This is a genomic window from Chryseobacterium formosense, assembly GCF_900116415.1.
Taxonomy (GTDB): domain Bacteria; phylum Bacteroidota; class Bacteroidia; order Flavobacteriales; family Weeksellaceae; genus Chryseobacterium; species Chryseobacterium formosense.
This window is the reverse complement of sequence record NZ_FPAP01000001.1, coordinates 1,102,738-1,115,062: the sequence shown is the minus strand read 5'-3', so window position 1 is coordinate 1,115,062 and position 12,325 is coordinate 1,102,738. Positions and strand designations below refer to the sequence as shown.

At 35.5% G+C, this 12,325-nt stretch carries 11 protein-coding genes; 4 read left to right on the top strand and 7 right to left on the bottom strand.

The window, feature by feature from the left end:
- Nucleotide 1 precedes the first annotated feature (1 nt).
- The 4 genes from BM371_RS05265 (at nt 2) to BM371_RS05250 (ending at nt 3,795) form a co-directional block, all read left to right on the top strand.
- Nucleotides 2–871, top strand: coding sequence for a M23 family metallopeptidase (locus BM371_RS05265; RefSeq protein WP_034676577.1), 870 nt, complete (start codon nt 2–4; stop codon nt 869–871).
- A complete protein-coding gene (locus tag BM371_RS05260) occupies nt 837–1,583 on the top strand; it encodes a hypothetical protein (RefSeq protein WP_081874549.1) in 747 nt (248 codons plus the stop codon). The genes BM371_RS05265 and BM371_RS05260 overlap by 35 nt, the downstream gene beginning before the upstream one ends.
- A 179-nt stretch (nt 1,584–1,762) precedes the next feature.
- Nucleotides 1,763–3,040, top strand: a complete 1,278-nt coding sequence (locus BM371_RS05255; protein WP_228376742.1) for a hypothetical protein — start codon at nt 1,763–1,765, stop codon at nt 3,038–3,040.
- Between the two features lie 74 nt (nt 3,041–3,114).
- Entirely contained in the window at nt 3,115–3,795 is a 681-nt protein-coding gene (locus BM371_RS05250; RefSeq protein WP_034676575.1) for a hypothetical protein, read from the top strand.
- A gap of 445 nt (nt 3,796–4,240) precedes the next feature.
- Here the strand turns inward: BM371_RS05250 and BM371_RS05245 are convergent, their stop codons facing one another.
- The 7 genes from BM371_RS05245 to BM371_RS05215 all read right to left on the bottom strand — a co-directional run bounded on the left by BM371_RS05245 (nt 4,241) and on the right by BM371_RS05215 (nt 12,325).
- On the bottom strand, nt 4,241–6,991 hold the full coding sequence (locus tag BM371_RS05245; protein ID WP_131430936.1) for an RCC1 domain-containing protein: 2,751 nt from the start codon (nt 6,989–6,991) through the stop codon (nt 4,241–4,243).
- A 711-nt stretch (nt 6,992–7,702) separates the two neighbouring features.
- Nucleotides 7,703–8,326 carry a MarR family winged helix-turn-helix transcriptional regulator gene (locus tag BM371_RS05240; protein ID WP_034676571.1) on the bottom strand — a complete coding sequence of 208 codons (624 nt, stop codon included), beginning with the start codon at nt 8,324–8,326 and terminating at the stop codon, nt 7,703–7,705.
- A gap of 37 nt (nt 8,327–8,363) precedes the next feature.
- Nucleotides 8,364–9,062 (bottom strand): SDR family NAD(P)-dependent oxidoreductase, encoded by a 699-nt coding sequence (locus BM371_RS05235; RefSeq protein ID WP_034676569.1) that lies wholly within the window; start codon nt 9,060–9,062, stop codon nt 8,364–8,366.
- 110 nt (nt 9,063–9,172) lie between these two features.
- Complete coding sequence (locus BM371_RS05230) at nt 9,173–9,454, bottom strand: TIGR03643 family protein (protein WP_034676568.1); 282 nt, start codon at nt 9,452–9,454, stop codon at nt 9,173–9,175.
- 2 nt (nt 9,455–9,456) lie between these two features.
- Nucleotides 9,457–10,932, bottom strand: coding sequence for a cryptochrome/photolyase family protein (locus tag BM371_RS05225; protein WP_034676566.1), 1,476 nt, complete (start codon nt 10,930–10,932; stop codon nt 9,457–9,459).
- Nucleotides 10,920–12,218 carry a DASH family cryptochrome gene (locus BM371_RS05220; RefSeq protein WP_034676563.1) on the bottom strand — a complete coding sequence of 433 codons (1,299 nt, stop codon included), beginning with the start codon at nt 12,216–12,218 and terminating at the stop codon, nt 10,920–10,922. The genes BM371_RS05225 and BM371_RS05220 overlap by 13 nt, the downstream gene beginning before the upstream one ends.
- The gene (locus tag BM371_RS05215; protein ID WP_074958540.1) at nt 12,170–12,325 is read right to left on the bottom strand and encodes a DUF2256 domain-containing protein; all 156 of its coding nucleotides are present in this window, start codon (nt 12,323–12,325) and stop codon (nt 12,170–12,172) included. Before BM371_RS05215 ends, BM371_RS05220 begins: the two co-directional genes overlap by 49 nt.

Here is a 12,325-nt window from a genome sequence, read left to right as displayed (position 1 = left end):
GATGGAAACGAAAGTAAAATATATAATAACAGTTCTGATCTTAGGAAGCTACTCGTTGTTTTTCGCGCAGTTTAATACACTCACGCCTAAAAAAATTACTTCCAACGAAGTTTTTAATGAACAAAAAAGTTTTCAAGATGAGTCAGCATTTAAGAAAGAAAAAAAGACACTATTAATTATTAATAAACTTTTCAATGCTCCCAATAAAAACGATCTTAAAAAAGAGATTGATTCTTTAAAGTCGTTGATTCTTCGATATGACCTATCAAAAACTGCGGAAATTAAGGCTAATTCAAAAATCAGTATAGACTCAATTTTTCAAAACAATACGAAGAAAATATCAACAGAGGATGATAAGAGTAAAAGAAAACCTGTTAAAGATTTTGATTTCATTAGTGAGGAGAAGTATACATCAAGAATAAGTATGCCGCTCAACAATAGGTTAATGGTCACGTCTCCTTTTGGGCGGAGAGTTCATCCTATTTTCGGAGCTACAAGGATGCATAATGGAACAGATTTAAAAGCTAACTATGAAAATGTCTATGCTGTTTTAGACGGGACTGTCATTGCATCGGGTTGGGATTCCGCAGGAGGAGGGAATTATCTTAAAATCAGACATTCGGATTCATTTGTAACCTCATATTTACACCTTTCAGAGATCTATTACAAAGAGGGAGAATTTGTAAAAGTCGGATATATTGTCGCAAAAAGTGGGAATTCCGGAAATTCGACAGGTCCGCATCTTCATTTTTCAGTGACAGAAAATGGAAAATTCATCAATCCAATCCGATTTCTGAACGATCTAATTAAAACCAATAATCTAATTGCCAACTATTATGAAACTGGAAGATCTTTATACCGCCACTATTAAACTTAAAAATATTATGCAAAACCACAATTTACCGACTGAGCAACTTAAAAATTTTGGAATTATTAACGATGACCATACGTTTTCCAGAAAACTGAGCGAAGATGACATTCAGAAATTTCTTCAGGGATATACCATAGTTGCTGACAACGATAAAAACAGGGCAACTTTTCAACTCACAGAAGATAATACTCAACTGAAGATTATCTTTCTTGAACGGGATCGAAACCTATCTCAAATTCTGGACAACAGCAAGGAAAAAATTCAGTATTCAGATATTAAAGAGCTTGCGAATAAATTGACTTCACTTGAAAAAAAAGGTTTTGTATACGATAATGAAACAGGAAAAACAGTAGAGTTCGATTTTATTAAAAATGCAAATGAGCTTACCGCAATCATTGCAGATAAAAAAGATCCTGACGAACTCAGCCGATATAAAAACGAACTTCTAAAACTTAAAAGTTATTTACAAGATAAAATCGATCAGTATCCTGAAATAGCAAAAGAAATTGTAAATGATATGAATATTGTTTCCAGAGAGATTTCTACTTTAAGTAACATTGCTGCAAGAGAAAACCAACTTACAGAAGGAGTTGATTCGCAAATTCAATTGAATGTAAATGATAGGGATATGTATGAAGATGCTAACAGAAACAGGGAGAAGCAAGAAGGAGAATCCGAGGATATGGAGATTAGGAGAGGATTCAGAAGATAGTTCCCACCTCCAAAAAAAAAAAACTTAAAATAATGGAGAATAAATTATCATGGTTTGACAGAGTGATTACTCCAAAAACCAAAGCATACAAGGATTTTGAAAATGAAATCAGATATAATACTCCTGAATTATTTTTTAAAGATTCAGAAAGAAAATTTTCGAATCAGGAGAAAAGATTTATGCAAATCTATAAATATCGTGAAAGTAAAGATATTGAGGGCTGTGATTTTTCTGTTAATGACAGAATTCATGAATTTTTTCCAGAAGAATATTTGAAAGAAAACCATGTTTCTGCATTAGGCCTTCCAAAAGGTTGGTGTTGGTACGATTATGATGATGGGAGTGGTTCCCTAAAAAGCCCGAATGGTAATTATTACTATAACTATGATCTACAAACACAGGAATATAAGCTCCCGACTTTACACAATCGCTGGACAAATATGAAAGATTTTTTTGAACAACCTAAAAGTTTGAATGAATTTAAAACCTATGCTGAATTGGACTTAAAAGTAAAAGCTGCTGAAAATAATCTGTCTCCAAAGCTTTCTGAGGATGAAAAAAATGATTTACTCAATTATATAAGCTTAAATAAAGAATTAGCAAATGGTGAAATTTTCAAAACTTTTATACATGAAGATAGTTTACCAGCTAATAAAATTATAACAGTTAATAATATAAAATATAACAATCAAAACCCAAACATTATGGACACAAAAAAAGAATTTGATCAGGTTAAATACCTAAAAGACCAACTGAAATATCTTGGATTTGGAGAAGATAAAAAACTACACAAAAATTTGGAAATAGGTATCAATTCAAAAAAGCAAGAGTTTGAAATTAAGACCACTTCCGATAAAACCCTGCCCGAAAATAAGGTTGATTTTGTATTAAAATTCAATAAAACAGATCGTGGAGGAATTTTTCTCAATTCTTACCATGCGAAGATGACCAATGACAAAAATGAGGAGATCTCGCATAATTTTCCCGTCAATAAGGATAACACCTTTACTGCGAAAGAAGCAATTAATTTATTGGAGGGACGTAGTGTAAAAATAGAATTTCTCAATCCAAAGAGCCAACAAGTAGAACCAGCATTTGTTCAATTTAATTTCAACGAACCAAAAACCGAAAAAGGAAATTATTACTTTCAGAATTTCTATAAAAAATATGGTGTGGATACAGCTAGAATAGTCGAAAAATCTAATCTCGTTTTTGACCAACCTGAGTGGAAAGAAAGCGCTATAAAATCCTTAGAAAAAGGAAATATATTAAAAGTAAAATTTAAAGAGAATGATCGGGTTGTAGAGGGAAAAGCAGTTCTGGATCCGCAAAATCGAAATCTTAAACTTTATGACAACGATATGAACAGGCTTAATACCAACAAACCTGTAGGCGGCTTAGAACAAAACAACAATCACTATGGAGACAATGTTAGAGAACAAAGTATCAAAAGATAAATATTTTGCTTACCATAATACCATCGGAGGCGGTAGGTCTATTAGATTTGCCGCTTTTTTATAAACAACTTAAAATGAAAATAAAGTTAATATTTCTATTATATGCATTCTTTTTTACATTTAGTTCTTGTCGTAAGGAAATCGTTTCTGAAAGCGGAGGTATTGATATCATTTCCAATGTTTATTTTGATGCTTCCCAAGGCTTGGATCAAATGGAAAGCTTTCATTTGTCGAAAATGAACTACTCCCAAAATCAGTTAATAGAATTGGTTCCGAATACTAGATTTCCGGAAATCACCAAAAAAGTTTACTACATAAAAGATTCATTGTATTTTCAACTGGATCCGTCAGAGAATAACACAATATTTTCAGAAGTTTCTCAGAAACATAAACCATTATCGATTTGGGACAAAAAAGAGGGTGCAGTATTTTCAAAAGAGCATGTTCTCAACTATAGAAACAGAAAGAATTTGTCTGATACAGTATTATTCAATAAAAAATATAAGCGATTTGAGATAAACTCTCCCTGGAACTACACTCGATTTTATGTGTATCCAACCGATACTATTTTACCGTACTCTTTTTATAAGCATATCGAAAATGATTATAGCGGAAGATTGGAACGCATGGACTCTTATAATAAAAACACTGACATTTTTGTAACTCTACAACTTCTGCCCAGGAAAAGCTGGGATGATCAAGCCAGGGAACTATTCAAGTATAATCATTTTATAAGAACCAGAAAAAGTAATTGAGTCTTTAGTATGAAGATGATAATATCTCTACTAAATAAGCAGATGACCTTGTCGATAAATTTAGCTAAATCTTTCGACTCTTTAATTTATAGTAATGAATACCATTGATGTTCCGCTTAGTGTGGCAGCAGGAGTATCTTGAAAAGACGAAAAACTCTGAAAAAGACAATCCAGATGTACTGAGGATAAAGATCATCAGTCAATTATTTTTTGATGCTTGGTCAATTTCAGTATATTTTTAAATGCTAAATTAAGATTGTCACTGATAGTTTATCGAATTATCTCAATCTCTAATAAATTAATGAAGTTGTAAGACTGAGATAATTTTAATTATACAAAAACAGCATCACATAATTATATATGTGATGCTGTTCTAATAAAAGGTTTATATAATGATTAATTTTATTTAGAAATTAATTCGTTATTACACATTTATACACAAATTTTAGCGTTTTACAACTCTCACCATTTTTACAGCTTCACCATCGTTAATCTTAAGTTGATAGACGCCTGGTAGCAAAGTTGAAAAATCCAGTGTTGTATTATTATCATTTACGATTTTACTCAAAACTTGATATCCTGCCATATTATAAACATTTACCGATGAAATTTTTCTCTCAGACGATATCCTTAATTCGTTGCAAACAGGATTTGGATAAACTTTTAGTCGAAAATCTTTTACTGATGGATTATCGACTGCTGGAATCTTGTTTGATGAAATTTTGTTGTTAACCATTGTGTTTGCAGAACATTTTACAGGAGTGAAAATTTTCTTTTGAATAATCGTACCGTCACCTATTTGACCATGACCATTATCCCCAGAAATTGCTAGAAGTCCACTCGAATTTATTGCGAGTGTGTTCTGAGCTCCTGCCGCAACAGTTTGCCAATCGGTAGACGCAGACATCAAAGTGGGTATAGAACGATGTATTTGCGTCCCATCTCCCAACTGACCCAATACGTTATATCCCCAAGTCCAAAGCGTTCCATCTGTTTTTATAGCAATCGTGGAGCTGTTGAAACCAATACTGAAATTTTGCCAGTCTGTTTCTGTTCCTACCTGTGTAGGAACAATCTTTGAAATTAGGGTTCCATCTCCCAATTGTCCCCAACGGTTATCACCCCATGTCCAGAGTGTTCCGTCTGTCTTAATTCCGATTGAGCTTGATCTTGCTCCTTCAGCAGCTAACCAATTTGTAGCTGTGCCCAGTTGAAGAGGTACATTGCTTGCTGTTAACGTACTATTGCCAAGCTGCCCATAAGTATTATCACCCCAACCCCACAATGTTCCATCAGTTTTAATGGCTAGCGTGTGATTACCTTTGGATGCTACACTTTTCCAGTCTGTTGCAGTTCCTATTTGTATGGGAACGCTTTTGTTCACGTTTGTACCATCTCCTAACTGGCCTTTAGCATTATCACCCCAAGCCCAAAGTGTTCCGTCTATTTTTATCGCAACAGTGTGCGCATCACCTCCCGCTATTTTAATCCAGTCTGTGTCGGAACCTATTTGTGCCGGAGTATTCCTTTTAATTGTTGTACCATCGCCAAGTTGTCCGTCATAGTTATACCCCCATGTCCATAATGTTCCATCTGTTTTTATTCCCGCAGCATGAGTTAGCCCGGCGCATATTTTTGTCCAATTGGCTGAATTTCCTATTTTTGTGGGCGTGTATCTGTCAACGAATGTACCGTCTCCCAACGAGCCATCATAATTGTCTCCCCACGCCCATAATGTGCCATCATTTTTTAGTCCTAACGAATAATAAGCCCCTGCACTGGCACTTTGCCAGCAGCTTGCTTCGGTTGAAGAAAGTGTAGTAAATGAACCTCCAGACAACCAGACTACCTGGCTGAATCCGCAATCAGGAGCAACCCACCAATAATAGGTAGTGTTCGGTAGCAAATTTGTCAAATTTACTGTGTTGGAAATGGTAGCTCCACTATTTCCACCCATCGTAGGATTAGTGCTGTAGAGGTATCGATAACCTTTAGAAGGGTTCTGGCTTGCAGCGGTCCAGTAAATCGTAGCTGAAACTGCGGTAATATTAGAAGTGGCAAGCTGAGTAGGGGCAATACAGACTTCGGGGCAGAAAATTGATATAAAAGTGTTCTTACTAATAGTAGTGCCATCACCAAGCTGCCCGTAGTTATTTTGTCCACAAGATTTTAAATTACCGTCAATAGTTTCGACAAGAGCATAATTTTCACCTGCATAAATATTTAAATTGTCCGAAGAAAAACCAACCTGTGAAGGTGATGTACCACCATTTGTCTGACCGCTGCTACCATTTCCCAACTGTCCGTAATAATTGTATCCCCAAGACCAAAGGGTTCCATCAGTTTTTGTTGCATAAGTAGCAGCATTTTTCGAAGCTGCATTAAGCCAGTCGCTTGCTGTTCCTATTTGAACAGGAATGTTTTTTTTAATTGTAGTACCATCTCCCAATTGCCCATAGGTATTGTATCCCCATGTCCATAATGTTCCGTCTGTCCTTATTCCCATAGAATGATTATCAGATGCAATTGCTGTTTTCCAATTTGTGTCGTTTCCAACTTGTGTCGGAATCATTTTTACTACGGTAGTCCCATCACCAATTTGTCCGAATGTGTTAGAGCCCCATGCCCAAAGTGTTCCATCTGTCTTGATTGCTAACGAATATTTATTTCCCACATCGACTGCTTTCCAATTTGTATCAGTGCCAATTTGAGTCGGAATATTTTTTGAAATATTTGTGCCGTCTCCTAACTGTCTTGAATCATTGCGTCCCCATGTCCAAAGTGTGCCATCGGTTTTCAAACCAATTGTAAAATCATCTCCAGCGCTAATGGTACTCCAATTTGTAGCAGTACCTATTTGTGTAGGGATGTTTCTAAAAGATGTAGAACCATCACCCAATTGTCCGTAGCTATTACCTCCCCAAGCCCATAATGTTCCGTTCGTTTTGATAGCAAAAGACTGATTATAACCAGCACTAACAATTTTCCAATCCGTGGATGATCCTATACGAGTGGGGGAACTTTTGGTCATATTTGATCCGGTACCCAATTGTCCGGAATTATTGATTCCCCATGTCCACAGTGATCCATCCGTTTTAATAGCGATTGAGTGCTGGCTTCCTATTGCAAGGCTTTGCCAACACTGGGCAAAGGAATTTAAGCTGATAAAAACAAAAAATAAAAAAAATTTTCTCATATTTAATTTATAAAATTTCCCTACTCGTAAGCTTTTCGGTTCCGCTTCGTTTATATAAATGTCAGTAAAAATAATTTTTGGATTGATCAAACTCACTTGTATAAAAATAATTAACCTAACTTTTTTGTAGATTTTATATTGTAACCGTAATCTATATCGCTAGATTACTTAGACTGCTTTTTAGTAACAAGCGATGCTAAGTAATATATTTGCAGAATTAGTACAAAATTTTGAGAACACGATATCTCTTGAAAGTATAGAGATAATTATTTGGTTATAATTCCTGAATTGTTGGAGTAATTTACCGTGTTAAGAATAACGCAGGTTTTTCTGTTGTTTTTCATGTTAATTAGTTTTTAAGTTTTAGTTTTTAGAGATAACATATTATTTATACAAAAAAAGTTATCTCCTGCAAATATATGACATTGTAGTGAATTAAAAATTTATCTGGGAGAAATATCATTCAATAGTGATCATAATAACCTGCCGTTGTCTCAAACAGGTAATGCAGATGAAATAAAACAGTAGACTTAACGATATTTATTGACGGCTTACAATAGCAAAAAGACGTTTCTTCTGAACATTTCGAAAAACAATGTGCATTACGAACTTGTAGTAATCTTTCTCTACTCGCGCCCTATGTGTACAAATGACAAAACAAATGACTTTATTAACTAACCGTTCAGAAGCGAATCAAGTATTTTTCTATTTTTAATTCGAATAACTTTTATGATTTGCATAAACCGATGCATGAAACTCATTAAGTTTTTTCAGGAGTGAAAGAAATTCTTTTTTTTCATCATCAGTTAAACTTCCTGAAAGTATGAGTGAAGCTTGATTTACTTTTTTTACAGACTCATGAAACTTTTTTTCGCCAAGTTCTGTAAGATTTAAGCGTTTGCTTCGCTTATCGCTTTCATCATTTTTCTCCTCTACAAGTCCTGCTTCAAGAAGTCTTTTGATGATTTGAGTTCCCGTCTGTTTTTCGTGACCGTTTTTTTCGATAAGCTGAATTTTGCTTAAAAAAGGTTCATCTTTAAGACGGTATAAATACGTAAATTCTTCGTTGGCTAATTCGGGAAAATCACTTAAACCTTTTCGGATTAACAGTTTAGAATAACGCCCAAGCAATAGGACCTGTTTACAAATCTCATTTTCTGTAAATGAAACCTGATGATTTTCGTTTTTAAAAAGCTTGGTCGGGCTTTCCTCGGTATATTTCTTTTCATTCATCCACATCCTGAAATCTTCCACGCTGCAGTTGGGTTTGCAGGCAGAAGAATTTTCAAACTCTTTTACATGATGAAGCAAATCTATGATAAAATCAGTTTTCATAACTTTAAAATACAAAGATAAAAATTAGTTTTTTGAATTAAAGCTTCACGCTTCCCATGCCACCGTCGATCCCGATGATTTGTCCTGTAATCCATGAGGCATTGCCAGACAATAGGAACTCCGTCATATTTGCCATTTCATCGGCAGTTCCAACTCTTTGCAGAGGATGTCTTTTGCCTGAAGCTTCCCTTTTTTCTGGTGTCGAAAGAAGCTGAGATGCTAAGTTCGTATCCGTGAGAGAAGGTGCTATACAGTTTACTCTTATTTTTTGTGCAGAAAGTTCTCCGGCAAGGCTTTTCGTTAAACCTTCCACCGCACTTTTACTGGCCGAAATCGAAGCGTGGAAAGGCATTCCCAGCTTTGAAGCTACCGAACTGTATAATACGACAGAAGCACTTTCAGATTTTTTCAGATTGGGCAATAATTTCTGAATCGTTTTTACCGCTCCCAAAACATTAATTTCAAAATCATTTTTAAAATCGTCGAGGGAAAGTCTGTTGAAGGGTTTCAAATTGATACTTCCCGGTGCATAAACCAAGCCATCGATGACCTCTGGAAAGGTGATTTCATCCAGATTTCCCAAAAGAATATCCATTTGGTGAAAATCAATATTCAGATTTTGAACTTCTGAATTTTTGCTTCTCGAAATACCGATCACATGATGATTCTCTGACAGTATTTTTGCAGCAGCAAACCCAATTCCCTGCCCGCAACCGATGATGACGATGTTTTTCATATTTTAATGTTTTTAAAGATTTAAAATAAACTTCAAATAGTATTGTTTGTTGGCCACGAATGTGCGAATTAAAAATCAAAATTTATTATTCGTGCATTCGTGGAATCTTATTATCGCTTAGAAATTTTATTATGACTTATGGTTCGCTGTCTGCTGCATTTGAAACGGTAAATTTCCGGATTTCTCTTCTTTAAATGTTTCTGGCTCACACCGGAATTTACCCTTTTTCGCCACAGTTTAAAACTTGAGAGTTTCAGTTCGCTCCGCATGATTTCAATCACCTCCGCCTCGCTGGTCCCAAACTGAAATTCAATAGCTTCAAAAGGAGTGCGGTCTTCCCAAGCCATTTCGATGATGCGGTCGGTTTGTTCTGCATTAAATTGTTTTATCATTGTTAAAGGTTTTTTATAGTTTGTTTAGCCAGTTTCAGGTGCGCTTTCTTTTTCTCATCCGTCATCTTATCAAAAGTCCGGATCATCATTCCCAACCTCGGATTTTTTTCGAAAAATGCACGGTTGTCATTCACAAAATTCCAGAAAAGAGCATCCCATTTTTCAGTCCAGTCACCGTCAGAATAATCGCTCATTTTTTTTACATAATTGCTCCCGCTGATGTAAGGTTTTGTGCTCATTTTACCGCCATCAGAAAAACTGCTCATCCCATAAACATTAGGTACCATCACCCAATCATACGAATCGATGAACATTTCCATAAACCATTGATAAACATCATTAGGGTTGAGTTTCATCAGATTCATGAAGTTGGCAAAAATCATCAGTCTTTCAATGTGATGGGCATATCCTGTTTCTAAAACTTTTAAAATCGTGCTGTCAATGGGTCTAATTCCGGTTTTTCCGGTGTAAAATGATTCCGGAAGCGGATTTTTATGTTTCCAGTAATTTTTATTTCTCTGATAAGTTCCCTGATACAAATAAATTCCTCTCACGAACTCACGCCAACCTAAAATCTGGCGGACAAATCCTTCCAGAGAATTGATAGGAACATCAAAATCTTCTGCATATTGTATTGCCTGTTCCAAAACAAAATATGGCGTTAGCAGTCCGACGTTGATGAGAGGGGAGAGTATGCTGTGGTGCAGGAAATGTTCACGTTCCACAATGCTGTCTTCATACACTCCAAATTCTGCAAAACGCAGTTCTAAAAACTGATCGAGCCATTTCTCAGCATCCTCAAAAGTGGTTGGATAAAGCTGATACGAAGTGAGATTTCCATAATTTTTACCAAAATATTTTTCAGTGTATGTTTTTGCTTCTTCGTAAAACGCTGAGTTGTCTAGAAATGAAACGGAAGGCGCTTTTTTATTTTTAGGATATTTTTTGCGGTTTTCGGTATCAAAAGTCCATTTTCCGCCCAATGGTTTTCCTGCTTTCATCAGGATATTTTGGAAAATTCTCTGCTGTTTGTAGAAATCAGTCTGATGATAAAATTCTTTGCCATCAAAATACTCCTTCAGATCTTCTTTTGTATTGATGAAAATCGGATTGTCAGCAATTTTTATATTTAATTTTGTGTTGTTAATTCTTTTTTCCAGCCAGTTATCGCAGACATCAACTATGAAAATATCTGTAAACTTTTCCTTTTCTAAGTGTTTGATTAATTTCCGGACATCCGATAATTGGTCATTGGCTTCTATATAATTTACCTTGAAACCAGCCTTCAGTAAAAACTGTTCGTAGAACTTCATACTTGCGCGATGAAACGCAATTTTCTGCTTATGAAATTTATACTGTTTAAAAAACAGAAATTCTTCAACCAGATAAACAGGCTGTTTATGGTCTAAATGATCAGTATCCTTTAAAAGCTGATGCGGAAAAATCAACTGGGCAACGGAAGTTTTTACTGTAGCCATAAATTTCTGAATTGGTGGTTGTTATCATATTGCTCTGCCTGCTTTTCGGCATTGAAAGTCCGGCTTCTCGGGTCATTTCCAATGCCGGCGAGGTACATCCAGTTGCCATAATTGCTGTGAGCATCGTAATCTATGAGCACTTCTTCAAAGTAACGCGCTCCAATCCGCCAGTCCTGATTAAGTATTTTACAGAAATAGGATGCTACATTTTGTCGGCCGCGGTTACTCATCCAGCCTGTTTGTTTGATTTCAAGCATATTCGCATTGATGAAATCTGAGTTTGTTTTTCCCTGAATCCAGTCCTGAATTACATTTTCATCATTTTTAAACGGATATTCTTTGCCTAAAATTCCTTTTAACTGAAAAATTTTATCCTGGTGTTCCCTCGAAACATATTTGAAAAATTCACGCCATAACAGTTCAAAAACAAGCCAGTATGTTGATTCGTTGCTTCCGAATTCTGCTTCATATTTTTTGATTTCGTGATAAACTGAAACGGGCGACAAACTTCCGTTGGCGAGCCACGCAGAAAACTTACTGCTGTAATCCAAACCTGTCATTCCGTTGCGGGTTTCTTTATAAGTGCTTAGATTTTTAGTTTCAGAGAAGTAAGCATTTAGCCGTTTCAAAGCTACTGTCTCACCACCGGAAAATGGAAAGGCTGATGATGGATGAATTTCAAAATCTTCAAAACCTAAAATTTTTAAATTGATGTCATCGCTTTCGATTTTAATTTCAAAATTAAAATGGTTTTTGATTTGACCTAAACTGAATTCTTCACGAACTGTAAGATTCTTCTCAACTTTCTGTCGGAAAGTGGTAAACTGAATCGGAATTTTTTCTATCTGACTGTAGACAAAATCAGTTTGCAGTAATTGTTGGGAGTAAGATTTAGTCCAAACGGTTTTCGGCAAAACTTTTTCAATCTTTTGTTGCACATAAATTTCGTCTCTCGTCCATTCTTCCTGGCAGAAAATGGTTTCAATATCAATATGTTCAGATATTTCCTTAAATATTTCAGCGGTTTTTCCAAACTTTTTGACAAATGAAACTCCAATCTCATTTAGATTTTTTTCCAGATCCAAAACAGTTTCGAGTAAAAATTGACTCCGGAATTTTCCGATTTTTCTGAATCCGAATTGATTCTCCTGGTAAAAGTCACTGTCAAAGACATACACCACAAGAAACGGGAGATTCTCCTGCTGAATTTTCAGAAGTGATTCGTTGTCTCTGATTCTTAAATTTTTGGTGAACCAGAGGATGTTGATTTTTTGTTTTTCCGACATTTTTCACTGCAATATTTCACTTCGTCCCAGTTTTTTTTCCACTTTTTCCGCCAGTTGAAAGACAGTCGGCAGACCTTACAGATTTTGGTAGGTAAGTTAGCAGGCAT